This window comes from Arthrobacter sp. 01T425 (genome assembly GCF_056398725.1).
On the sequence record NZ_JBFTPY010000017.1, the window covers coordinates 16,921 to 40,015 of the forward strand.

The 23,095-nt window shown below is 67.3% G+C and carries 25 protein-coding genes and 1 tRNA gene; 14 read left to right on the plus strand and 12 right to left on the minus strand.

Annotated elements, in window-relative coordinates; all coding sequences use genetic code 11:
• Nucleotides 1-5 precede the first annotated feature (5 nt).
• Genes AC1DNG_RS17085 through AC1DNG_RS17130 form a run of 10 tightly spaced genes read right to left on the minus strand, consistent with a single transcriptional unit; the run spans nt 6 to nt 8,807 of the window.
• Nucleotides 6-590: a hydrogenase maturation protease gene (locus tag AC1DNG_RS17085; protein ID WP_476873043.1), complete on the minus strand. Its 585-nt coding sequence runs from the start codon at nt 588-590 to the stop codon at nt 6-8.
• Nucleotides 587-706, minus strand: a complete 120-nt coding sequence (locus AC1DNG_RS17090; protein ID WP_018772298.1) for a DUF6893 family small protein — start codon at nt 704-706, stop codon at nt 587-589. The genes AC1DNG_RS17085 and AC1DNG_RS17090 overlap by 4 nt, the downstream gene beginning before the upstream one ends.
• Nucleotides 703-2,223, minus strand: a complete 1,521-nt coding sequence (locus tag AC1DNG_RS17095) for a hypothetical protein (RefSeq protein ID WP_476887840.1) — start codon at nt 2,221-2,223, stop codon at nt 703-705. Before AC1DNG_RS17095 ends, AC1DNG_RS17090 begins: the two co-directional genes overlap by 4 nt.
• Nucleotides 2,220-2,861: a DUF6084 family protein gene (locus tag AC1DNG_RS17100; RefSeq protein ID WP_476857885.1), complete on the minus strand. Its 642-nt coding sequence runs from the start codon at nt 2,859-2,861 to the stop codon at nt 2,220-2,222. The genes AC1DNG_RS17095 and AC1DNG_RS17100 overlap by 4 nt, the downstream gene beginning before the upstream one ends.
• Nucleotides 2,854-3,591 carry a DUF5947 family protein gene (locus tag AC1DNG_RS17105; protein WP_476887841.1) on the minus strand — a complete coding sequence of 246 codons (738 nt, stop codon included), beginning with the start codon at nt 3,589-3,591 and terminating at the stop codon, nt 2,854-2,856. The genes AC1DNG_RS17100 and AC1DNG_RS17105 overlap by 8 nt, the downstream gene beginning before the upstream one ends.
• 43 nt (nt 3,592-3,634) lie before the next feature.
• Nucleotides 3,635-4,609 (minus strand): NifU family protein, encoded by a 975-nt coding sequence (locus AC1DNG_RS17110; protein ID WP_476850396.1) that lies wholly within the window; start codon nt 4,607-4,609, stop codon nt 3,635-3,637.
• Between the two features lie 6 nt (nt 4,610-4,615).
• Nucleotides 4,616-6,409: a nickel-dependent hydrogenase large subunit gene (locus tag AC1DNG_RS17115; protein WP_476887842.1), complete on the minus strand. Its 1,794-nt coding sequence runs from the start codon at nt 6,407-6,409 to the stop codon at nt 4,616-4,618.
• Nucleotides 6,410-6,434: 25 nt separating this feature from the next.
• On the minus strand, nt 6,435-7,493 hold the full coding sequence (locus AC1DNG_RS17120) for an NADH-quinone oxidoreductase subunit B family protein (protein WP_476850398.1): 1,059 nt from the start codon (nt 7,491-7,493) through the stop codon (nt 6,435-6,437).
• Nucleotides 7,494-7,548: 55 nt separating this feature from the next.
• The gene (gene hypB, locus AC1DNG_RS17125; RefSeq protein ID WP_476887843.1) at nt 7,549-8,475 is read right to left on the minus strand and encodes a hydrogenase nickel incorporation protein HypB; all 927 of its coding nucleotides are present in this window, start codon (nt 8,473-8,475) and stop codon (nt 7,549-7,551) included.
• 2 nt (nt 8,476-8,477) lie between these two features.
• Nucleotides 8,478-8,807, minus strand: coding sequence for a hydrogenase maturation nickel metallochaperone HypA/HybF (locus AC1DNG_RS17130; protein WP_028275916.1), 330 nt, complete (start codon nt 8,805-8,807; stop codon nt 8,478-8,480).
• A gap of 356 nt (nt 8,808-9,163) precedes the next feature.
• On the opposite strand from AC1DNG_RS17130, the gene AC1DNG_RS17135 reads away from it, so the two are divergent.
• The 9 genes from AC1DNG_RS17135 to AC1DNG_RS17175 all read left to right on the plus strand — a co-directional run bounded on the left by AC1DNG_RS17135 (nt 9,164) and on the right by AC1DNG_RS17175 (nt 17,492).
• A complete protein-coding gene (locus tag AC1DNG_RS17135) occupies nt 9,164-10,063 on the plus strand; it encodes a ParA family protein (protein WP_018772307.1) in 900 nt (299 codons plus the stop codon).
• A 44-nt stretch (nt 10,064-10,107) separates the two neighbouring features.
• Nucleotides 10,108-10,986 (plus strand): segregation and condensation protein A, encoded by an 879-nt coding sequence (locus tag AC1DNG_RS17140; protein WP_476887844.1) that lies wholly within the window; start codon nt 10,108-10,110, stop codon nt 10,984-10,986.
• Nucleotides 10,983-11,669 carry an SMC-Scp complex subunit ScpB gene (gene scpB, locus AC1DNG_RS17145; RefSeq protein ID WP_459384365.1) on the plus strand — a complete coding sequence of 229 codons (687 nt, stop codon included), beginning with the start codon at nt 10,983-10,985 and terminating at the stop codon, nt 11,667-11,669. The genes AC1DNG_RS17140 and scpB overlap by 4 nt, the downstream gene beginning before the upstream one ends.
• Nucleotides 11,670-11,779: 110 nt before the next feature.
• The gene (locus tag AC1DNG_RS17150) at nt 11,780-13,111 is read left to right on the plus strand and encodes a pseudouridine synthase (RefSeq protein WP_476887845.1); all 1,332 of its coding nucleotides are present in this window, start codon (nt 11,780-11,782) and stop codon (nt 13,109-13,111) included.
• Nucleotides 13,112-13,113: 2 nt separating this feature from the next.
• Entirely contained in the window at nt 13,114-14,223 is a 1,110-nt protein-coding gene (locus AC1DNG_RS17155; RefSeq protein WP_459384367.1) for a prephenate dehydrogenase, read from the plus strand.
• Nucleotides 14,223-14,966 (plus strand): (d)CMP kinase, encoded by a 744-nt coding sequence (gene cmk / locus AC1DNG_RS17160; RefSeq protein WP_476887846.1) that lies wholly within the window; start codon nt 14,223-14,225, stop codon nt 14,964-14,966. Before AC1DNG_RS17155 ends, cmk begins: the two co-directional genes overlap by 1 nt.
• A 73-nt stretch (nt 14,967-15,039) precedes the next feature.
• Complete coding sequence (locus AC1DNG_RS17165; RefSeq protein WP_476887870.1) at nt 15,040-15,720, plus strand: lysophospholipid acyltransferase family protein; 681 nt, start codon at nt 15,040-15,042, stop codon at nt 15,718-15,720.
• Nucleotides 15,717-17,267: a ribosome biogenesis GTPase Der gene (der, locus tag AC1DNG_RS17170; RefSeq protein WP_476887847.1), complete on the plus strand. Its 1,551-nt coding sequence runs from the start codon at nt 15,717-15,719 to the stop codon at nt 17,265-17,267. Before AC1DNG_RS17165 ends, der begins: the two co-directional genes overlap by 4 nt.
• A 148-nt stretch (nt 17,268-17,415) precedes the next feature.
• Nucleotides 17,416-17,492: transfer RNA gene (locus AC1DNG_RS17175), tRNA-Pro, on the plus strand.
• A 101-nt stretch (nt 17,493-17,593) separates the two neighbouring features.
• On the opposite strand, the gene AC1DNG_RS17180 is transcribed toward AC1DNG_RS17175, so the two are convergent.
• Nucleotides 17,594-18,463 (minus strand): Fpg/Nei family DNA glycosylase, encoded by an 870-nt coding sequence (locus tag AC1DNG_RS17180; protein ID WP_476887848.1) that lies wholly within the window; start codon nt 18,461-18,463, stop codon nt 17,594-17,596.
• A gap of 195 nt (nt 18,464-18,658) precedes the next feature.
• Here AC1DNG_RS17180 and gcvH point away from each other — a divergent pair, with 195 nt between their 5' ends.
• From gcvH to AC1DNG_RS17205, 5 genes are all read left to right on the plus strand, one after another.
• On the plus strand, nt 18,659-19,045 hold the full coding sequence (gcvH, locus tag AC1DNG_RS17185) for a glycine cleavage system protein GcvH (protein ID WP_079553886.1): 387 nt from the start codon (nt 18,659-18,661) through the stop codon (nt 19,043-19,045).
• A 160-nt stretch (nt 19,046-19,205) separates the two neighbouring features.
• Nucleotides 19,206-19,682, plus strand: a complete 477-nt coding sequence (locus tag AC1DNG_RS17190) for an FHA domain-containing protein (RefSeq protein ID WP_476887849.1) — start codon at nt 19,206-19,208, stop codon at nt 19,680-19,682.
• Between the two features lie 17 nt (nt 19,683-19,699).
• Nucleotides 19,700-20,422, plus strand: coding sequence for a transcriptional regulator FtsR (ftsR, locus tag AC1DNG_RS17195; protein ID WP_026266235.1), 723 nt, complete (start codon nt 19,700-19,702; stop codon nt 20,420-20,422).
• A complete protein-coding gene (locus AC1DNG_RS17200) occupies nt 20,422-20,925 on the plus strand; it encodes a bifunctional nuclease family protein (protein WP_230009361.1) in 504 nt (167 codons plus the stop codon). The genes ftsR and AC1DNG_RS17200 overlap by 1 nt, the downstream gene beginning before the upstream one ends.
• A 351-nt stretch (nt 20,926-21,276) precedes the next feature.
• Nucleotides 21,277-21,873: a MerR family transcriptional regulator gene (locus AC1DNG_RS17205; RefSeq protein WP_028275903.1), complete on the plus strand. Its 597-nt coding sequence runs from the start codon at nt 21,277-21,279 to the stop codon at nt 21,871-21,873.
• Nucleotides 21,874-21,988: 115 nt separating this feature from the next.
• On the opposite strand, the gene AC1DNG_RS17210 is transcribed toward AC1DNG_RS17205, so the two are convergent.
• Nucleotides 21,989-22,894 carry a ParA family protein gene (locus AC1DNG_RS17210; protein ID WP_476887850.1) on the minus strand — a complete coding sequence of 302 codons (906 nt, stop codon included), beginning with the start codon at nt 22,892-22,894 and terminating at the stop codon, nt 21,989-21,991.
• Between the last annotated feature and the right edge of the window lie 201 nt (nt 22,895-23,095).

Genomic DNA, 23,095 nt, shown 5'->3' on the forward strand with positions numbered 1-23,095 from the left:
CCTCCTCAGCCTGTTTCATCCGGAGCCGCGCTCGCGGGCGCTGCGTCTGCGTTCGTGATGCGGGCTGTGACCAGGGTGCGGACTGCTTCCACGGCTGCCGGAACGGCGCGGGACACGTCCTCGGACAGTCCCATGCCCTCGTCCGTTCGCCCCGCGATGCAGCCGACCAGGTAGGTCTCCGGCAGCGATCCGCCCAAAACACGCAGACGGCGGAGGACAGCCAGCGGGTCCATGCCATGCGGATCGAAGGCCGGATTGGCCCGCAGGCCGGCCGGCGTCAGCGGACCGCCGCTTTCCAGGTCCTCCACCCGGATCTTCAGGATCCGAAGCGTTCCCGCGCCCGCGCTCCCGTCCGCCGGGGCCGGGAGCACATCCACGAGCACCAGCGCATCCACCCCGTCCAGGAGATCGTAGGCGAGGTGCAGCCCGCGGATCCCGTAGTCCCGCACCTGGACCTCCTCCGGCGCCCAGCCGGGCAGGCCGGACACCTCCTCGGCCAGCCGGCGGGCGACGGCCGGCCCAAATCCGTCGTCGCGAAGGAACACGTTCCCCACGCCCGCCACGAGGACCCCGCTCACACCGGGCCTCACATGCTCCGCATTCGCACGTAGCGCTTGATGTCCGGAATTGAACGCAGGCCGACGACGGCTGCTGCCAGGCCCGCGGCCAGCAAGAGCACGACTGTCATGATGCCCAGAGCTTTCATGGTGATGGTTCCTTTCCGTTGTCCGGGGCCGGCGCCGCGGTGAGCGGCACGAGTTCCTCGGGGGCGAAATACAGATACCGTCCGTACCACTCCTGCAGTTCGGCGGCGGGGTCGGCCTCGAGGACCACCGCGACGTGCGTTCCGCCGTCGACGTCGAAGTGGACTCCGGTGACGCGCCCCGACTTGCCGGCGAAGAAGAGGTCCTGGGCGTCGGCGCGGCGCAGCGGGACAACCCGCACCCTGCTGCCGCGTGAGATCGGGACGCCGTCGATGAAGACGGTGTCCGATCCCGGATCCACGGCGGCGTCCCGGGCCGGATCCCACCACGGTGTGCCGGTGTCCGCGTCGGAGGCGCCCGGAACCGAGAATTCCGGAACTGAGAACTCCGGATAGGCCGGGACCTCGGGGCCGGGGAAGCCGTCGCCTCCGATGCTCCCGGGTCCGCGGGGCGCACCGGCATGCGGGTTCCGCAGGATGCCGTGCAACTGCTGGAGCTCCTCTGCCGTCATGTTTTCGCAGCGTTCGATGATCGCCGCGGCCCGGGCATCGGTTGACCGGGCCTCCGCCTTTTCCGCATCGGTCAGGGTGAGCACCCGCAAGGTCAGGATTTCATCGATCTCCGTCGCGTCGAACAGTTCCACGGTGCTTTCCGGTGCCACCGCCGGATGGTCATAGAGGATGATCGGGGACAGGAGCAGGACATCGCGCTGCCCCTCGGGGCCGGCGAGCACGGGCCAGCAGCGGTGCTGGCTGCACGAAGCCGCCGCCGCCGCTGCCCATTCCGGCGGATCGATCACCGACTGGAAGTCGGCATCGTGGACGGCGAGCAGGACATGGGCTCCGATGAACGAGTACTCGATGGCGGTACGCGTGTCGGTGGCCGCTGCCGCCGCGTTCTCCACCGTGACCCTGAGCCGCCACAGCGGCCCGTGGGCCGGCCCCCCCGCTGCCGCCGCCGCGGCATCTGCTCCGGCGGCCTGCCCCGGCGCCACCACTTGCGCCGCCAGCAGGCGCACCTCCCCACGAAGCTCCCGCCGCCGGCGCACAAGCCGGCCGGCAATGGCGCCGGCGGAATCCAGCACGGGCTCGATGTCCTCGTTCGCCGGCACGTTCACCGGCGCGGACACGCCCGCGGCAAGCTGGCCGAGGCTGTACGGCCCGAGGGTGATCTCCTGATCCGTTGCCTCGTCCCAGCTAAGCCACCGGGAGGCGCCGACGGTGAGTTCGTCGACGGGCGTGAATCCGCCGTCATCCGCGCGTTCGGCGGACCGTCTCTGGAGGTGCAGGAAGCGCAGGTGCACGTCGACCCGGGCCGCGGGTCCCGGCTCGAGGAGGCAATCCGCTGCCATGTCCGGCGCTTCGCCGGCACCGGATTCAGCCGCGCCCGGCGGCCCGAGCACGCCGAACTGCCAGCGGGCCTGGTTCTTGGCGGACGAGGCGCGGTAGGGGTACAGGAGGTATCCCTCGTAGAGGACGGCGTCGGCGACGGCGCGGGCCAGGCTGAGTCCGGTGTTCACGGCACCGGGTCGCCCGCCCCGGCCAGCAGCCCCTCGATAGCGGCCTCCCAGGAAATCAAGCCGTGGACCGCCTTGTACCTGGCCAGGGCCGCGAGGACGTCGCGGTCCAGGCGGATCCATCCCTGGTTCGGGAAGAATGCGTCCATCAGCGAGCGCCAGGCCGCCACGGGCAGGGCGTACCGGGTTTCCCGGTCCCAGGGAATCTGCTCGACGCCGAAGCCCGCCGCGCCGCGCGTGAAGACCGTCCCGGAGAAGAGGAACTCCAGCGGGACCGTCCCGTCCCGCAGGGAGTTCAGGTATTTTGCCGCTGCGACGTCGAAGTCGAACGTGCAGGGCAGCGGCAGGTCAACGTCGGCACTGTCCGCAAATCCCTGGACCAGGACGCCGCTGTGCATCCAGATGAAGGGCTTGAGTGTGGTGGGCCACCGTCCGCGGGTGCCGAAGAGTTCCAGCAGCCCGGCTTCCTCGTCGGCATCGTAGCCGCGGCGCTGGGCCAGGATCCGCACCTGGCACCGCAGGGCCATGGCATGGACGGCGGCGCCACTCTTCTCCTGGATCCGCAGGCGCGCGGTCAGCTGGGGTGCGGCCGCGTAGGGCTCCGGGGCGATGTCCAGCACACTGAATTCGAGCTCAACCATGGCGTCCCTCCAAGTCTGCCGCGGGGGCGCCCGGCCTGCTGCGGCGGCTGATCCGGTCGAAGAATCCCGCGAGCTCCTGGCGGGACTCCTGGCCGCCGTCGAAGCCCTTCCATACCCGCCGCAGGCGGCCCACCAGCTCGTAGCACGCATCGATGGGGACCAGGTGGCAGTCCGCCCGGTCCCGGTCGGGGCCGGGGGCGCGGATCAGCAGGGCTTCCGTGTCGGGGGCGAGCACGGTGATGGCCGGGTTGGCCGCCTCGACCGACGCCCAGGCAGCCAGGGGAAGTTCGGACTCCGTGGCGCCCGCGGGGCTCGGGTAGAAAGCGGCCGTCCGGCCAAGAGCCGAGTTGAAGAAGAAGAATGCCAGCCCCACCGGGATTTCCAGCTCGTCCCACTGGGCCTGGCCGAGCTCGAAGGGTTCGAACGAGAGGTAGCGGTCAGGGACGGAGCGGTAGCGCAGATTGGCCGACGAGTCCGTGAACAGCAGATAGCAGGGCCGGCACGTGCACAGCAGGGAGCGGCTCTCCAGATCCACCACGTGCTGGTGAGCGTCCGGGATGGGCTCCGCGCACATCTCGCAGCGCTCGCCGGCAGGCTGGGCCGGGCGGGTGGACGCTATCCGGCGGAGCACGGCCAGCGCCGACGCGCTGTTTCCGGCGCTGTTGTTTCCTGCCCCGTTGATTCCGGCGCTGCCGGCCGGCGGACTCCCGGTTCCCGGCGGCGCCGTCATGCCCTGCTCCGTTCCCGTGCCGCGGAATTCATGTGCCGGCATCTCACAGCGGGTCCGCGGTGGTGGGGACGGCCACGGAGGGAACCCCGTCGCGGAGCAGCAGCGGGAGGGGATCAAGATGCAGCCCCTTGTCCTCGAGGCAGGCCCCGGCCTTCCGGACGTCGAAGTGGCTGCGGCAGTGCGGGCAGCGCAACAGCCCCCCGCCCACCGGGGCAGCCAGCGCCCGCTGCAGCGAGGCGCCCGGCATGGTGTGGGTGCACCGCGGGCAGCGGTCCACAAACGCGTAGATGTCCGGGCCGATCCGGCACGTGAGCACCTCCACGCCCGCCACCAGGAAGCCGGCCACGGCTCCGGACTCCAGCTCAGCGAGGGCCGGGACCGCCTGCCACGTGCCTGGGGCCGGTGTGCCGGAGTCGGGGACCGCCCAGTCCGGCGCGGCACTGCGAATGCCGCCGTCGGGCGGGCCGCCCAGCCCGTCCAGCCGCGAGCGCAGGGCGCCGACCGGGATGAGGGCGGGAACGGCGGCGGGAGCCGCTTCCTCCACTTCGATGCCGGTCACCTCGGGCGCCGCAGATTCGATCGCGTCCTCGACGGCGAGCTTGAGCGTCACCGACGACGACGGACAGCCCTGGCAGCTGCCCAGCAGCCTCAGCCGGACGACGCCTTCTTCGCTGATGCCGAGCAGTTCCACATCGCCGCCGTGCGAGCCGAGGTAGGGCCGGACCGAGTCCAGGGCTCCGGCGACCCTGCCGGGCAGGTCCACGGGGTGCAGCCCGTGGATCAGGAGCAGGCCCGACACCAACGGGTCGGACGTGAGGGCGGACAGCGTTCCGGGCCCGAGCGCACCCTGCGAATCGAGCACGTGCAGGATCCGTTCCAGCCCGGCACCGTACAGTTCCGTCACCTGCCGGACCAGTTCTTCCGCCCGGTCCCGGGCCACCGGACCGCCGGAGCCCAGCGCGTCCAGGAGCGAACTGATCCGTTCACCGGCCGAGCCCAACAGATTCTCCCGGTCCATGGCGGGCTACTCACCGGTGAGCGACTGCGTGGGGGAGTGCAGCAAGTCCAGCGTCTGCCCGTCGCCGAGATACATGTGGACGCCGCACGGCAGGCAGGGGTCGAAGCTGCGGACGGTGCGCATGATGTCGATGCCCTTGAAATGGTCGCGGTCGTTCTCCTCGAAGATGGGCTGGCCCTGCACCGCGTCCTCATACGGGCCCGGTGTTCCCTCGGAGTCGCGCGGGCTGGCGTTCCACGGCGTCGGCGGATAGGGATGGTAGTTGGCGATCTTGCCGTCGCGGATCACCATGTGGTGCGAGAGCACGCCGCGGACGGCTTCGGTGAAGCCGCAGCTGATGGCTTCCTCCGGCACCTCGAAGGACTCCCACGTCTTGGTGCGGCCGGCCCGGATTTCCTCGAGCGCCTTTTCGGCGAAGTGCAGGGCGGCGGCGGCCGCGTAGGCCTGGAAATAGGTCCGGGCGCGGTTCCGCTCCAGCGTGTTGCTCCACTGCGGGATCTTCCATTCCAGGGTCACCGGGCCCTTCAGCGCAGTCTTGGGTAGCTCGATCTGGACGCTGGTGCCCGTTGACTTGAGGTAGCCGGTGTCCACGAAGCCGGCAAGGGCGGTCGACCAGAGCCGGGCCAGCGGGCCGCCGCCGGTATCCAGCGCCAGGTTGCTTTCGCCGTCATTCCACCGCGGTGACATCACCCAGCTGTACTTGTCCTCGAGGTCGCGCTTCTGCGGCCGCGGGTTGGTGTGCTGGTTCCAGGGGTGCCGGCGGTCCACCGGGTTGCCCAGCGGATCGCGGGTGACGAACATTTCCTGGTCGCCCCAGTCCTCGTAGTAGGACGAGCCCAGCATGATCCGGATCCCCAGGTTGATGCGCACCAGGTCCGTGGTCACGAGTTTGCCGTCCACCACGACGCCGGGCGTGACGAACATCTTCCGGCCCCACTCCGTCATGTCCTTGTAGGCGAAATTGCAGAACTCCGGGTCCTGGAAGGACCCCCAGCAGCCCAGCAGGGTGCGCCGCAGCCCCACCTGCTCGTACCCGGGCAGGGCCGCATAGAAGAAGTCGAAGAGGTCATCGTGCATCGGCACGACCTTCTTCATGAACTCCACGTACCGCATGAGCCGGGTGATGTAGTCCGTCATCAGCTGGATCGTCGCCACGGTGCCCACGCCGCCGGGATACAGCGTGGAGGGATGGACATGCCGGCCCTCCATCAGGCAGAACATTTCCCGGGTCATCCGGCTCACTTGCAGTGCCTCGCGGTAGAACTCCCCGGTAAACGGGTTCAGCGAGCGCATGATGTCCGCGATGGTGCGGTAGCCGTGCGCGGCTGCCTGCGGGGCCGGTGTGTTCTCGGCTTTGGCCAGCACCGACGGGTTGGTTTCGGAGACCATCTTCTCGCAGTAGTCCACGCCGACCAGGTTCTCCTGGAAGATGTTGTGGTCAAACATGTACTCGGCAGCCTCGCCCAGATTGACGATCCATTCGCCGAGGTGGGGCGGCTTCACGCCGTAGGCCATGTTCTGCGCGTAACAGGAACAGGTGGCGTGGTTGTCGCCACAGATTCCGCAGATCCGGCTCGTGATGAAGTGTGCGTCCCGGGGGTCCTTGCCGCGCATGAAGATGGAATAGCCGCGGAAAATCGAGGACGTGCTGTGGCATTCCACCACTTGGTTGTTCTTGAAATCGACCTTGGTGTAGATGCCGAGGCTGCCGACGATCCTTGTGATCGGGTCCCAGGCCATCTCTACTAGGTTCTCGCCCGCGGTACCGTCCGCTGAGGGCATCGGAATCGTCGAAGTCATTGCATTGCCTCTCTGCCTAGCGTCCCTACCAGGTCCGCTTGGCGCCGGTCAGCAGATCATTACCGGGTTTGCGCCAGCGGGGTTCCTGGTCCAGCGTGTGCTTCGTGATGTTCCGCAGTGTCCTGATGGTCTTGCCGTACGGCATGATCGAGGCGGTCGACAGCTTGCCGCCGGGAGGTTCGTCCATGAACGGCATGAATTTGTCCGGGAAGCCCGGCATGGTGCAGCCGATGCAGATGCCGCCCACGTTGGGGCAGCCGCCGATTCCGTTCATCCAGCCGCGTTTGGGCACGTTGCACTTGACCACCGGCCCCCAGCAGCCGAGCTTGACAATGCACTTCGGGGACCCGTATTCGGTGGCGAAGTCGCCCTGTTCGTAGTATCCCGCGCGGTCGCATCCCTCGTGCACCGTCTGGCCAAACAGCCAGGTCGGCCGGAGCGCCTCATCCAGGGGAATCATGGGGGCCTGTCCGGTGGCCTGATACAGCAGGTACGTCATGGTTTCGGAAAGGTTGTCCGGCTGGATGGGGCAGCCCGGGACGCACACGATCGGGATCCCGGCTTTGGAGCGCCAGTCATACCCGAGATAGTCGGGCACCCCCATGGCGCCGGTGGGGTTTCCGGCCATGGCATGGATGCCGCCGTAGGTCGCACAGGTCCCGGCGGCGATGATCGCCGTCGCCTTGGGCGCCAGCCGGTCCAGCCACTCGCTGGTGGTGATCGGCTGTCCGGTGTCGAGGTTGTTGCCGAAGGCCGCCCAGTAGCCGCCCGCGGCGTGCAGCTTTTCATTCGGGATGGACCCCTCCACCACCAGCACAAACGGCTCCAGTTCGCCGCGGTCCGCCTTGCGGAACCACTCGAGGAAGTCGTCGGCGCCTTGCTGCGGGCCGCATTCGAAGTCGATCAGCGGCCAGTGCATGGCAATCTTGGGTAGTCCGGGAAGCGCCCCAAGGGCTATCTCCTCGACGCTTGGCTGGGTTGCCGCCGTCAGGGCCACGGAGTCACCGTCGCAACTGAGTCCGGCATTGATCCACAGGACGTGGATCAAGGTTTCTTCCGCTTTCAATGCAGTAGCTGTAGGCATCGTTGCCTCCTTCGGAGCCCGCCCTGTGGCCGCGGCTCGAATGTTGCGTCAACCGTCAAACGCGTAGTCCGCCAGAGCGCGGCGCACTCCCGGCGGCAGCCGCCGCCGGGTGGGGATTCTTCCGGATCCACTCCAGCCAGCCGTCCATGCCGTCACCGGTGGTAGCTGACAGGGTCAGGACGTCGACGCCGGGATTCAGCAGGCGCGCCTGGCGCACGCAACGCTCGACGTCGAACTCCACATAGGGGAGCAGGTCTGCTTTGTTGATGATCACCAGGTCGGCAGCCAGGAACATGTGGGGGTATTTCTGCGGTTTGTCATCGCCCTCCGTAACTGAGATCACGACGACCCGGGCCGATTCGCCGAGGTCGAACAATGCGGGGCACACAAGGTTGCCCACGTTTTCGATGAAGAGTGTCGATCCGGGGACCGGATCCAGCGCGCCCAGCGCCCGCTGCAGCATCCCGGCATCCAGGTGGCAGCCTGCCCCGGTGTTGATTTGGATCACCGGCCGCCCGGTGGAGCGGATCCGGTCGGCGTCCAGCGAGGTCTCCTGGTCCCCTTCGATCACACCAATGTCCAGCTCACGGGCAAGTTCCCTGATGGTCCGGACCAGGAGCGTGGTCTTGCCGGCCCCTGGGGAACTCATGACATTGAAGGCCTGGATGCCGCGTCCTTCCAGCCAGCCCCGGTTCCGTGCGGCCAGGAGGTCGTTCTTGGCGAGCAGGTTCTCCTCCAGGGAGATGAGGGTCCGTCCCTCCGCCGCGGGGCTGTGCCCGGCGTCGGCTGTCCCGGGGGATTGGGGATGCTGATGGCCGTGATCATGATCGTGATCGTGATCGTGATCGTGGGGATGGCCGTGATCGTGCGGATGCGGATGTTCGTGCGGGGCCGCAGCAGCGGGCAAGATGTCGTGCACAGTGCCGTCGAGGTCCGAAACTCTGGTGCCGGCGTCGTCGCCGCATCCGCACGTCGCACACATGTCTACGCAACCTCCACCGAGGTGACCAGGAGCTCCCGGCCACTGACGACTTCGACATCGGCACTGCCACAGGGGCAGAGCAGAAACATGTCCTCAAGGACGAACTCGTCGCGGCAGCTGCGGCATCTGGCCCGGCCCTCGGATTCATCGATCGTCAGGGTTGCCCCGGCCAGCGGCGTGTCAGCTGAAACGACTTCGAAGCAAAAGCGCACGGCGTCCGGGAGGACGCCGCTCAAGGGTCCGATCCGCAGGTTGACGCCCGTCACGGAGCGGCCACCGGTCCGGTCCAGGACCGCCTCTACAAGACTTTGCGTGATCGAAAGTTCGTGCATGAGCCGCTGCCACCTCGTCGTTTCAATGTAGGCCTGCGGGGTACAAACTTCAATATCTCCGGGGCCGCCGGAGCGCGGGCCCGCCTGCCTGTTTCAGCGCTCCCGGCGCGCCTGCGGGCGTCCCCCTTGGTGTCCCCCCGGGCGTGCCTGCCGGCACGCCCGGGCTGCCGTGACAGCCCGGTAGCAACCTTCGACTTCAACCCGAACGTCAAGGCACAGCCTCCGGCGCAGTGTCAAGGTCCGGCGAATACCGTGTCGGGCGCTGTAACCTTGGGAGGAACGCGCTGGGCTCCGGGAGCCCGGAGGCGGCAAAATGAAGCACGACAATCACCGTCATCGAAAGTGTGGATAGATACGTGAGCAGCGAACAGGGTTCAGCAACTCTGGAAGGCACCGAACTCGATCTGGAAGACGCCGTCATGGGCCCCACCGGGCGGCCCCAACGCGACTTTCCGGAGCCCGCGCCGCTGTCCTCCCACGGTCCTGCGCGGGTCATCGCCATGGTGAACCAGAAGGGCGGGGTGGGCAAAACCACGTCCACGATCAACCTCGCCGCCGCCTTGGCCGAATACGGCCGCCGCGTGCTCCTGGTCGACTTCGATCCGCAGGGCGCCCTGTCCGCCGGCCTGGGCACCAATCCGCACGAGCTCGACCTCACGGTGTACAACGTGCTGATGGACCGCAAGGTGGACATCCGCGACGCCATCCAGAAGACCGGCGTGGAAAACGTGGATCTGCTCCCGGCCAACATCGACCTTTCCGCCGCCGAGGTGCAGCTGGTCAATGAAGTGGCCCGCGAACAGGTGCTGGACCGGGCCTTGAAAAAGGTCGAGGACGACTACGACGTCGTCCTGATCGATTGCCAGCCCTCGCTCGGCCTGCTCACCGTCAACGCGCTGACCGCCGCCCATGGGGTCATCATCCCGCTGATCTGTGAATTCTTTGCCCTGCGCGCCGTGGCGCTGCTCGTGGAAACCATCGACAAGGTCCAGGACCGCCTCAACCCGCGCCTGCAGGTCGACGGCGTGCTCGCCACGATGTACGACGCCCGGACCCTGCACGGCCGCGAGGTAATCGCCCGCCTCGTAGAGGCCTTTGGCGACAAGGTCTTCGAAACCGTCATCAAGCGCTCGATCAAATTTGCCGACGCCACGGTCGCGGCCGAGCCCATCACAACCTACGCGGGCAACCACGTCGGTGCCGACGCCTACCGCCGCCTGGCCAAAGAGCTGATCTCGCGCGGCGGCGCGCCCTAGCCAGGGTCGTGGCAGGCGCCTTTTCTCCGCCAGCGAATCTCGACATGCCTGCGGAGCTCGACACACGCGCGGAATCCGCGCGGGCCGCGCGGCCGGAGGACCCAGCAGAACAGGGCGTCAAAAAGCCCGGATTCGAAGTGCGGCTGGCCAACTTCACCGGCCCGTTCGATCTCCTGCTCGGCCTGATCTCCAAGCACCAGCTGGACATCACCGAGGTGGCGCTGTCCACGGTCACTGACGAATTCATCAAGTACATCAGGGGCCTGCAGCAGCTGGGGGAGGAGTGGGCCCTGGATGAGGCCAGCGAATTCCTGGTGATTGCGGCCACCCTCCTGGACCTCAAGGCGGCCCGGCTGCTGCCCGCGGGCGAGGTTGAGGACGATGAGGACATTGCCCTGCTGGAGGCCCGGGACCTCCTGTTCGCCCGGCTGCTGCAGTACAAGGCGTTCAAGCAGGTGGCCGGCATGATCGGCTCCACACTCGAGCTTGAGGCCCGGCGCTATCCCCGGCAGGTTGCCCTTGAGGGACACTTCGCTGCCCTGCTTCCGGAACTGCTGTGGCGGCACACCCCTGCCCAGTTCGCCTCCCTGGCCGAGGCGGCCCTCAAACCCAAGGAGGCAGCCCCCACCGAAGTAGGCCTCGAGCACCTGCACGGCGCGCCCGTCAGCGTCAAGGAACAGGCCGAGCTGCTGGGGAACCGGCTGCGGCTGGGCACGCCGCTGAGCTTCCGGGCCCTGATCGCCGACGCCGAATCCACGCTGGTGGTGGTGGCGCGGTTCCTGGCGTTGCTGGAGCTGTTCCGCGACCGGGCAGTGGGCTTTGACCAGCTGCTGCCGCTGGGGGAACTGACGGTGCACTGGACGGCCGATACCCAGGGGTGGAGCAGCGAAAACCTGAGTGAAGAATACGAGGACCAACCGTGAACGAACGACTCCCTGACGCTGCCCGCGAGGCCGGGCCGGACGCCGGGACAGACGCGCGGCCGGACGTCGCGAGCCTGCCTGGGGGCGCCCGCGCGGCCCTCGAAGCGGTCCTGATGGTGATCGACGAACCGGCCACGGCCCAGGCCCTGGCAGCCGGGCTGAACCTGACGGTCGACGTCGTCGAGACCCTGCTGGCTGAACTGCAGCGGGAGTATAACGGTTATACTGTTAATGCCCCGGATGTGGACGATGCCAGTTTGAACGGCTTCAGCGCCACCGCCCGGGGTTTTGAATTGCGGAATATCGCCGGAGGCTGGCGGATCTATTCCCGCGCTGAATTCGCCGAGATCGTTGGCGAATTCGTGCTGGAAGGACAGACGGCCAGGCTGACGCAGGCGGCGCTCGAAACGCTCGCCGTCATCGCTTACCGCCAGCCCGTATCTAGGGCGCGGGTGTCTGCAATTCGAGGAGTCAACGTTGACTCTGTCGTGCGGACGCTGACGCAGCGGGGGCTGATCGAGGATTCGGGAACCGATCCTGAATCCGGAGCAATCCTGTACCGCACGACGTCGTATTTCCTGGAGCGAATGGGAATCGGCTCGGTGGCGGAATTGCCACAGCTTTCACCCCACCTTCCGGGGCTTGAAGGCATCGAAGAGTTTTACGACGCTGGAAGAATGTAGGCAGGAACAACTGCCTGCGCACGAGTATCCACTAGGGCAGAATCATTTTGCCCAGTCGGCGGGTGTTGTCGGGAGACAGCGGCCGTCGGCCAACAAACGAAGGACGGGTCATGACACAGGCGGGACGCCAGGGTTCACCACGTAACAGTTCGGGACGTAACAGTGCCGGACAAAACTCAGCGCAAGGCTCAGGCCGCGGCGCACAGGGCGGTGCGGGCCGCAGCGGCGGAGCCGACTACAATGGCGGCGCGGGCCGCAGCGGCGGAGCCGACTACAAGGGCGGCGCAGGCCGCAGCGGCGGAGCCGACTACAAGGGCGGCGCAGGCCGCAGCGGCGGAGCCGGCTACAAGGGCGGCGGAGACCGCCCCTTCAAGCACCCCAAGCCTCGCGAAGAGGCCTTCATCGATCCGGACCTGCAGGGTCCGGACGGCGCGCCGTCGGCCGCCCGCCCGGCTTCCGCTGACTGGAAGTCGAAAGCGCCTTCCGGCAAGGAGGCCGCCCGCAAGGCAGCAGCCCGCAAGCCCGGCTTCGGCAAGGCCCCCGGCACTCCCGGCGCCCTCAAACCCAAGCCGCGCGTCGGCGCCGGAGCGGCCAAGGCCACCGGTTCCCGCGTCTTCGGCAGTGAACGCTTCGGCCAGAACCTCGGGCCCGTGCGCAAGCCGGCCCGCAAGCGCGGACCCCGAGCCGAGGTGCCGCAGTCTGAGCTGCACGACGCCGACGGCACCCGCCTCCAGAAGGTCATGGCTTCCGCCGGCGTCGCCTCACGGCGGGTCTGCGAGGAAATGATCGCCGAGGGCCGCGTCGAGGTCGACGGCCAGGTGGTCACCGAACTCGGCGTGCGCGTCGACCCGAAGACGGCAGTGATCCACGTCGACGGACTGCGCATCCAGCTGGACGAGAACATGGTCTACATGGTCTTCAACAAGCCCAAGGGCGTTGTCTCCACCATGGAGGACCCGGACGGCCGCCCGTGCATCAGCGACTTTGTCCGCAACCACCACGGCGAACGCCTCTTCCACGTAGGCCGGCTTGACGTCGCCACCGAAGGGCTGCTGCTGCTGACGAACGACGGCGAGCTCGCCAACCGCCTGACGCACCCGTCCTATGAAGTGCCCAAGACCTACCTCGTGCAGGTCCGCGGGCCCTTCCCGCAGGGCGTGGGCGCCGAACTCAAGGGCGGCGTCGAACTCGAGGACGGCATCGCCTCGGTGGACTCCTTCAAGCTCGTCGACTCGACCCCGGGCCACGTGCTGATCGAGGTCGTGCTGCACTCGGGCAAGAACCGGATCGTCCGGCGCATGTTCGACGCCGTCGGCTTCCCCGTGCTGCGCCTGGTGCGCGTCAAGGTCGGCCCCATCGGGCTCGGCGACCAGCGCCAGGGCAGCATCCGCAACCTCGGCAAGCAGGAAGTCGGCCACCTGCTGGCCTCCGTGGGGCTGTAAGCATGTCCGCCTTCCGCACGCACGGCCGCGGCCACCTGAACGGCCCGGTGCTCGTCCTGGGCTCCGGGCTACTGGGCACCAGCATCGGGCTGGGGCTGCGCGGGCGGGGCGTCCCCGTGTTCCTCTCGGATCCCTCGCCGACCAACCAGGCCGTCGCCGTCGACATCGGCGCCGGCCTGCCGCTGGCGCGCCTCGAGGGGGAGGCGCCGGAGCTCGTCGTCGTGGCCGCGCCGCCGGATGTCACGGCGGACGTCGTGGCCAAGGCGCTCCAGGACTACCCGCACGCCGTCGTGGTGGACATCGCGAGCGTGAAGGCGCAGATCCTGGCCGATCTCCGTAGCCGCGGTGCGGACCTGGGCCGCTACGTGGGGACCCACCCCATGGCCGGGCGCGAGAAATCGGGCCCGGTCGCGGCCCGGGGCGAGCTGTTCACCTCCATGCCGTGGGTCGTGTGCCCGGCGGAGGAGACACTGCCGGAGTCCCTGCGGGTGGCGCGTGCACTGGCCGGCGATCTCGGCGCCGTCGTGTCCGAATTCGCTGCCGACGAGCACGATGCAGCCGTGGCGCTCGTCTCACACCTGCCGCAGGTGATGTCCTCGCTCGTGGCCAGCCGCCTGCAGGGCACGCCCCTGCACGCCCTGTCCCTGGCCGGCAACGGGCTGAGGGATGTCACCCGGATCGCCGCGAGCGATCCCACGCTCTGGGTCCAGATCCTTGGCGCGAACGCGGAAAAGGTGGTGGAGATCCTGCACGGAGTCCGCGAGGACCTCAACCGGCTGATCGGCACCCTGGAGGCACCGGCCGCTCCCGGCGCCAGGCTGGACCTTGCCCAGCTGATCAGCGAAGGCAATGCCGGCCAGTCCCGGATCCCGGGCAAGCACGGCGGACCCCCGCAGGCATACTCGTGGCTGACGGTGCTGGTGGATGACACACCCGGACAGATCGCCAAGCTGCTGACCGAGATTGGCGAGATCGGCGTCAACGTCGAAGACCTCCGCCTCGACCACTCTTCGGGGCAGAATGTGGGCATGGTGGAAATTTCCGTCCTGCCCAACAAGCACGACCTTTTGATAGCAGCCCTCAACGACCGTGGATGGCGGGTACTCCAGTAATGACCCAGGAACTCATCGAGACAGTGGACGTAGTCCGCCCCGGAAAAAGCCTTGTGGTTGCCATCGACGGCCCCTCCGGCTCCGGCAAATCCAGCGTGAGCAAAGAGGTGGCCCGCCGGCTGAAACTGGCCTACCTCGACACCGGCGCGATGTACCGCGCCCTGACGTGGTTCTGCCTGCATAGCGGCACGGACCTGGACGACGGGGCCGCCGTCGAGACCGCCGCAGAGACCCTGCCGCTTGAAATCAGCACCAGCCCGCAGGAAGAGTACGTCCGCGTCGGCGGGCACGATGTCACTCTCGCCATCCGTGAACCCGCCATTTCCGCGGCAGTCAGCGCCGTCGCCACCACCCTGGGCGCGCGGACTGAACTGATCCGCCGGCAGCGCGAGCTGATCGAAAAGCACCACCGCCGTATGGTGGTCGAGGGCCGGGACATCACCACCGTCGTCGCGCCCCATGCCGAGGTGCGGATGTTGCTGACCGCCAGCGAGGAAGCCCGGCTGCGCCGCCGCGGCATCCAGCTCGGCGGCAGCCAGAATGCCGAGCAGCTGGCAGCCCAGGTCACGCACCGCGATGCCAAGGACTCCACCGTAGTGAACTTCACCACGGCCGCCGACGGCGTCGTGACCCTGGACTCCTCCGACCTGGACTTTGACGAGACGGTCCAGGCCGCCCTCGACATCGTGGACACCGTGGTCAACCACTCTCCCGTTCCGCTCCGGGCCGTCCACGGTGACTGAGGGGCGCGCCGGACTGCCGGGGACAGCGCCGGCCTCCCTGCCCGGTCAGTGGACGACGGCGTGGAGCCGGCCCGTGGGCTGGCTCCTGGACCACCTCGTCTACCGCACCTCGGTCAGCGGACGCTCCAACGTCCCGGCGGCCGGTCCCGTGATCTTCGCGGGAAACCACATCAGCTTCCTGGACGGGCCCGTCATGTTCGGCGCCTCGCCCCGGCCCATGCACATCCTCGTCAAGCAGGAGATGTTCACCGGGTTCCTCGGCCGCGTCCTGGCGGCGTCGGGCCAGTTGCCCGTCGACCGCCGCGGTGGCCGTGCGGCGCTGGCCACGGCCCGGAGCCTGCTCGACGCCGGACGGTGCGTCGGGATTCTTCCCGAAGGCACGCGGGGGAGCGGTGAGGCCGCCGCGATCAACAACGGCGTCGCCTGGCTGGCGCTTAACTCCCGCGCCACCGTGGTCCCCGTGGCCATCCTGGGCACAAGAATCGGCGGCGAACACCTGGACACCGTGCCCGCACCGCGCCGGCGCCTGCATGTCAGCTTCGGCGGGGCCATCAACGTCAGCCGCAGGCCCGGCGAGACCGGGCGTGTTTCAATGGACAGGGCGGGAACCGAAATCCGGGCCGCATTAGCGCGCCATGTCCAGGACTCAGTACTAAGAACCGGGCAGCCCCTGCCCCACGCGGAATCACCGCATGAACGTCATGAAGAAGTAGCCGGGACGCCGGCAGATCACCACCTAAGGAAAGTGCAATGAGCGATACGACTCAAACCTCCGGCAATTTTGGCGCCGGCGAAGACGAATACACGCCCACCGGCACCGACCAGGTGGCTGAAAACCTTGCCGCCCTGGACGATGACGAAGCGGAACTCCGCGCGGCCTCGCTGCGTGCCGGGCTGGAGGACTACGAGCTCGACGAAGACGACGCCGCGCTGCTGAGCGGCCACTTCGACGACGAGGACTTTGACGGCCCGGTCAAGCTGGACCCGGTCCTCGCCATCATCGGACGGCCCAACGTTGGCAAATCCACCCTGGTCAACAGGATCCTGGGCCGCCGCGAGGCCGTGGTCGAGGACACCCCCGGCGTCACCCGCGACCGTGTCATGTACTCGGCAAACTGGAACGGCCGCAACTTCACCGTGGTGGACACCGGCGGGTGGGAGCACGATGCCCGCGGCATCCACGCCCGTGTGGCGGAGCAGGCCGAGATGGCCGTGGAACTTGCCGACGCCGTCCTGTTCGTCGTCGACTCCGCCGTGGGCGCGACCGCGACCGACGAAGGCGTCATGAAGATGCTGCGCAAGTCGAAGAAGCCGGTCATCATGGTGGCCAACAAGGTGGACGACTTCGCCCAGGAAGCCGACTCGGCCACCCTCTGGGGCCTGGGCTTCGGCGAACCGTACCCCGTCTCGGCCTTGCACGGCCGCGGCGTGGCGGACCTCCTGGACCACGTCATGGACACCCTCCCGGAGTACTCACTGATTGAGGGCCTCGAGCGCTCCGGCGGACCCCGCCGCATCGCCCTGATCGGCCGCCCGAACGTCGGCAAGTCCTCGCTGCTGAACAAGCTCGCCGGTTCCGAGCGTGTGGTGGTGGACAACACCGCCGGCACCACCCGCGACCCGGTCGATGAATTCATCGAACTCGGCGGACGCACGTGGCGCTTCGTGGACACCGCCGGCATCCGGCGCCGCCAGCACATGGCCCAGGGCGCGGACTTCTACGCTTCCCTGCGCACGCAGAGCGCCCTCGAAAAGGCCGAGGTCGCCGTCGTGCTCCTGGCCGTGGACGAGGTGCTCAGCGAGCAGGACGTCCGCATCCTGCAGCTTGCCGTTGAATCCGGCCGCGCCCTGGTGCTGGCCTTCAACAAATGGGACCTCCTCGACGACGAGCGCCGCCGCTACCTGGAACGCGAAATCGAGCAGGACCTGGCACACGTGGCCTGGGCGCCGCGCGTGAACATCTCGGCCAAGACCGGCTGGCACAAGGACCGGCTCGTCCCGGCCCTGGACACCGCCCTGGAAAGCTGGGACAAGCGCATCCCCACCGGACGCCTCAACGCGTTCCTGGGCGAACTTGTCGCAGCGCACCCGCACCCGGTCCGCGGCGGCAAGCAGCCCCGCATCCTGTTCGGCACCCAGGCCTCGAGCCGGCCGCCGAAGTTCGTGCTCTTCACCACCGGATTCCTGGATCCGGGATACCGCCGCTTCATCACTCGACGCCTCCGGGAGACCTTCGGCTTCGAGGGCACGCCGATTGAGGTCAACATGCGCGTGCGCGAAAAGCGTGGCAAGAAACGTTAATTCCGACACACCTTGCCGGGACAGCCTGAAATTGTCACAGGCACCCTCCCGGATCGTGTAAGCTTTTGGAGGTGGTTCGGCCGGACTGCTTGGAAGAAAACCTGGAGCGAATCCGGGAAGACTTCCGGGCGGAGAACGGTGGAACCAGCGGGCTGTAGCGCAGCTTGGTAGCGCACTTGACTGGGGGTCAAGGGGTCGCAGGTTCAAATCCTGTCAGCCCGACCAACAGCTGAAACCCCGCCATTCCTGATGAAGGAATGGCGGGGTTTTCTGTTTCCCGGACACATCCGCTCCGTGGTGTTCCCAGGAAGGTCCGCGGTGATCCGCTATTTCAGGAAGCGGGACGTCCGGCGGTCGGCCAGGATCTTTCCTTTGGTCTGGCACGTCGGGCAGTACTGCAGGGCGGAATCGGCAAAGGAAACCTCCCGGACCGTGTCCCCGCACACCGGACACGGTTCGCCGGTCCGGCCGTGGACCCGCATGTGGCTCCGCTTGGTGTCCTTGAGCTCGTTGGGCGGCTTGCCCTTGGCCTCCGCCACCGCCGTTCCCAGAATGGTGTGGATGGCGTCGTAGAGGTGCTGAACGTCCGTCCGGTCCAGCGACCTGGCGATCGCGAACGGCGAAGTCCTGGCGGCGTGCAGGATCTCGTCACTGTACGCGTTCCCAATCCCGGCGATGATGCCCTGGCTCCTCAGGACGCCTTTGATCTGCTGGGAACTGGAGCCGAGAATCCCGGCCAGGGCATCGACGTCGAAGTCCGGACTGAACGGATCCGGTCCGAGCGCCGCGATGCCGGGCACGTCGTGCGGATCACGGACCACATAGACCGCCAGGCTCTTCTTCGTGCCCGCCTCGGTCAGGTCCATGCCCACCGGGCCGGAATCGCCCGAGAACGTCAGCCGCAGCGCGATGTGGCCCTTCCCCATTTTCAGCTGGGCGTCGGTGGGGGAGTCCGTGAAGCGGACCCAGCCGGCCCGGGCGAGGTGGAAGACAAAATGCAGCCCGTCCGCTTCCAGGCTGACAAACTTGCCGAACCTTTGCACGCAGGTGACGGTCTTGCCCTGGAGGTCGGAGTAGGGAGGGTCTGCCGTCTTGAGCACGGCGAAGGAGACCGGCTGGATTTTCCGCACGATTGCTCCGTGCAGGTGCTCGTCCAGAAAGTCCGTCAGGGCCGCAACTTCAGGAAGCTCAGGCACGGCCTAGCCTTGGCGTGTCCGGACGGTCCCGGCGCCCCGGTTGTTCACATTCCCGCCCTTCAGCGGAGCATGTTCTGCCATGGCACCATCTTCTCAGATCCCTCCCCGGCCCCTGCCCGATGTGCCTATACTTTCAGCGGCGGCTAGAACAAACGACTGCCGCCGCCAGGTGATTGACCCGATGAAAGGCCCGTCATGAGCATCATTCCCGAAGACCTGTCCTACACCGCAGAACACGAATGGGTTTCGGCCCCCAACGCCGACGGGGTTGTGCGCGTGGGCATCACTGATTTTGCCCAGGACGCCCTCGGGGATGTCGTCTACGCCCAGATGCCCGAGGTCGGGACCACCATCAAGGCCAACGACGTCGTCGGCGAGGTCGAATCCACCAAGAGCGTCAGCGACATTTACGCCCCGGTGACGGGCGAGGTGGTCGCCAGGAACGAGTCGCTGGACACCGATTCCGCCCTTATCAACTCCGATCCGTACGGTGAAGGCTGGCTGATCGAAATCAAGCTCGCGGAAGCCGACGCGGTCGAGTCCTTGCTCAGTGCATCCGAGTATGAACAGCAGGTAGGCTAAAGGCAGAGGTCATTCGGGCCGGGGCCGCCGGCGCGTGTTGTTGGGATAACAAAACAAGGCCGCGCCCAGCCGAAGGGCCTCATTACCGGGACTGCAAGGCTTTTCCGGACGGCATGCGTTGTTTGCAGGGGGGACACCTGCAACGAATGAGGAGGACTCAATGTTTGGGCACGAACGGAACGACACCGGTGACGGTTACGGCACGGGTGGAGTGAAGGCTTCGGAGACCACGTCGATCAACCTCACTCCGGTGCGCGACGAACCCAATTTCACGCCGAAGCTTTCGACTGAGGAACGGGCAGCGGTTGAGGCCCTTCCCTTCGGATCGGCCCTGCTCGTCGCGCACAGCGGCCCCAACGCCGGTGCGCGGTTCCTGCTGGACTCCGACGTCACCAGGGCGGGCCGCCACCCGGACGCCGACATCTTCCTCGACGACGTCACTGTCTCGCGCAGGCACGTCGAATTCCGCCGTACTGCGCGCAGCTTTGAAGTTGTGGACACCGGGAGCCTGAACGGCACCTACGTCAACCACGACCGCGTGGACTCGGTGGAACTGAAGTCCGGCAACGAGGTCCAGATCGGCAAATTCCGCCTCACCTTCTACCTCAGCCCTGCCCGCGCAGCAGGCAACGTCTGATTCCGGGGTAGTTGCCTGTGGCCACGGCACATGCGGACCGGCGCGGACCCCAGGTTCTGAACATCGGGGAAGTCCTGGCTCAACTGAGCGACGACTTCCCCAGCATGACTGCGTCAAAAATCCGGTTCCTTGAAGAAAAGGGACTCATCAACCCGCAGCGGACACCTGCCGGCTACCGTCAGTACTCCGAGAACGACGTCGAACGGCTGCGCTTCGTCCTCTCACTCCAGCGTGACCAGTACCTGCCGCTGAAGGTCATCAAGGACTACCTGGATGCGATCGACCGGGGCGAACGGCCGGAGAACCTGCCGGCAGGCGTCACGTTGTCCCCGCGGATTGTCTCCGAGGAGCTCGCCTCCGAGCTGCAGAGCCGGGCACGCAGGCTCAGCGAGGAGCAGCTGCGCGCCGAATCCGGGGCGAGCGTCCCGCTGCTGGAATCGCTCCTGAGCTACGGCCTGATCGGGCACGTCAACGGCAAATTCGACGAACACGCGCTGCAGGTCGCGCGGGCCTGCGTCCAGCTGGAGAGCCATGGCCTGGAGCCCCGCCACCTGCGGCCCTTCCAGGCGGCTGCCGACCGCGAATTCGGGCTCGTGGAGCGTGCTGTGGCCACCCTGACCTCCCGCAAGGACGCAGCCTCCCACGCCCGCGCCGCCGAGGCGGCCCGGGAAATCAGCGACCTCTGCCTGTCCTTGCACCAGGCGCTGGTCCACGACCGCATCTCAAGGATGGACATCTGATGATTGAGGTGGAGATTGTCGGCGTGCGGATCGAGTTGCCGTCCAACCAGCCGCTTGTCCTGCTCAAGGAAATCCATGGTGAGCGCCACGTGCCCATCTGGATCGGGACCCCGGAGGCCAGCGCCATCGCCCTGGCCCAGCAGGGGGTCATCCCGCCCCGGCCGATGACCCACGACCTCCTGGTGGACGTTGTCGAGGCCCTGGGCCACACGATCGTCAGCGTCAACATCGTGGCGGTGGAGGACAACATCTTCTACGGGCAGCTGCAGTTCGAGAACGGCACCACCGTGAGCTCCCGGGCCTCCGATGGGTTGGCCGTTGCCCTGCGCGCCAAGTGCCGGATCTGGTGCGCCGACGCCGTCATGGACGAGGCCGGCGTCCGGATCACCGAACACGACGAGGGCGAGGACACGCACCCCGGACCCGCCGTGGACGAGGAAGTCGAACTGCGGCGCTTCCGCGAGTTCCTCGACGACGTCGAACCCGAAGACTTCGGCGGCTGAGCCGGCCCAGGCAACCGGCGCCAGGGAACCTGCCGCGATTGCGGGCGTGCCTGTGACTGCTGGTGTTTCTGATACGTGCGTGACAGCTGTGGCGGCACCAAACGTTAAAGTCGAGGATGAAACTTTCGACACGCCCTTGGAATAGCCCCAACGTCTTTGACCTTGGGCCCCGGCAGGCCTAACGTCGAAGGTACAAGTTCCCATTGCATACGGTAGCCGCGCAAGTCACACTGGAAGGTGCAGTCCGGCTGAATTACACGGATGAAATATTCATCCGGTGTCATGCAGCTGTTCACATCTATTGCTGCCGATGCAACAAACCCAGGGGAACCCACGACAAGGAGGGTCCACGTGAGTCCGAAAGGCGAAGCAGGCGAGCTGAAGCAGGCCTCAACGGCCGGCGTTGCTGTGCCCGCCAGCGGTGCCCAAGGCCTGCTGTTCACCGAGGATCTCCCCGTTCTGGACGAGGACGCGGGCTACCGCGGACCCACCGCCTGCAAGGCGGCCGGCATTACCTACCGCCAACTCGATTATTGGGCGCGCACCGGACTCGTTGAGCCCGCCGTCCGCGGTGCGGCCGGCTCCGGCTCGCAGCGGCTCTACGGCTTCCGCGACATTCTGGTGCTCAAGGTGGTCAAACGGCTCCTGGACACGGGCGTCTCCCTGCAACAGATCCGCACCGCCGTGGAACACCTGCGGGAGCGCGGCGTCGAGGACCTCGCCCAAATCACGCTCATGAGCGACGGCGCCAGCGTCTACGAGTGCACATCGGCAGATGAAGTCATCGATCTCGTCCAGGGCGGCCAGGGGGTGTTCGGCATCGCCGTCGGCCGCGTATGGCGCGAAGTTGAAGGAAGCCTCGCAGCTCTTCCCAGCGAACACGCCGCGGACCAGTCCTTTCCCGACGACGAGCTGAGCAAACGCCGGGCGGCCCGCAAGATCGGCTAGCCCCCGCAGCTATAGACGTGACTGAGCACAGCAAACGGAATTCAACAGAATGAGGCCGCCTCCCGGACAGGGAAGGCGGCCTCATTTCTGTTGGGCTGTGTACGGCAGTCCGGGGCTACCGAAGGCTGCGGTCGCGGACAGCGCCGGCCGGGGCCACGCCGCCCTGGTTCAGCAGGTTCTGCAGCAGGGCATCGAAGAGCCCGGCCGCATTCTTGGCCGAGTCGCCGGGCCAGTGGTGGATGGAGTGGGCGGCGCCCTGGATCTGCTGCCAGTTGGCCTGCTCCGGGATATGCGGGCTCAACAGCAGTTGGCCGAACATGGATTCCATCTCCGAGAGCCGGAACGTGTGCTCGGCCGAACTGCTGCGCACCCGGTTGGCCACGATGCCGGCAGGGGACAGCTTGGGGGCGAATTCCTGCCGGAAGAGCTGGATGGCGCGCATGGTGCGTTCCGTGCCGGCCACCGAGAAAAGCCCGGGCTCGGCTACCAGGGTCACCTTGTCGCTTGCGGACCACGCCATCCGGGTCAGGCCGTTCAGTGACGGGGGGCAATCGACCAGGACGAGTTCGTAGTTCGTGGCGCCGGCCAGGACCGTGGAGAGTCGGCGAAGGTCGCGGCGGCCCAGGTCGGGGCGGTCGTAGATGCCGGTATAGGCAGAGCCGACGGCCACGTCCAGGACGGAGGTTGCCGCGCCGGACTGAATCCTGCCGTTGGCACTGCCGTTGGCACTGCCGCTGGCACTGCCGCTGGCGTTGCTGCGGCCGTTGATCCGGGCGTGTTCCACCCAGCCGCTGGGGACCACGTTGTCCGCCAGATGTGCCCGCCGCGGCGACCTCAGCATCCTGCCGATATCGAGCTGATCGTCCGGACTCACGCCCAGGGCCGTGCTGGCGTCAGCATGCGGATCAAGGTCGACGACGAGGGTGGGGATGCCGGCGGCCAATGCCGCCGACGCCAGTCCGGTGGTCACGGATGTCTTGCCGACACCGCCTTTGAGGCTGCTGATGCTCACTACTTGCACTTGAAAAACCAATACCTAACGCCGGTTGCCGAGACGGGGTCGTGCCGGCTCCTGCGTTCTTCGGAGCCGGGGCGTGCATGCGCCACCCACCCACTCATCATATGTTGATGCTCCGGCGAAACCCGTTTCATCCGGCGTGGGGCGCCAGAACCTCGCCAATCGGACGGACGGGGAAAGCTCCAAGGCCAAGGCCCTGCCCAT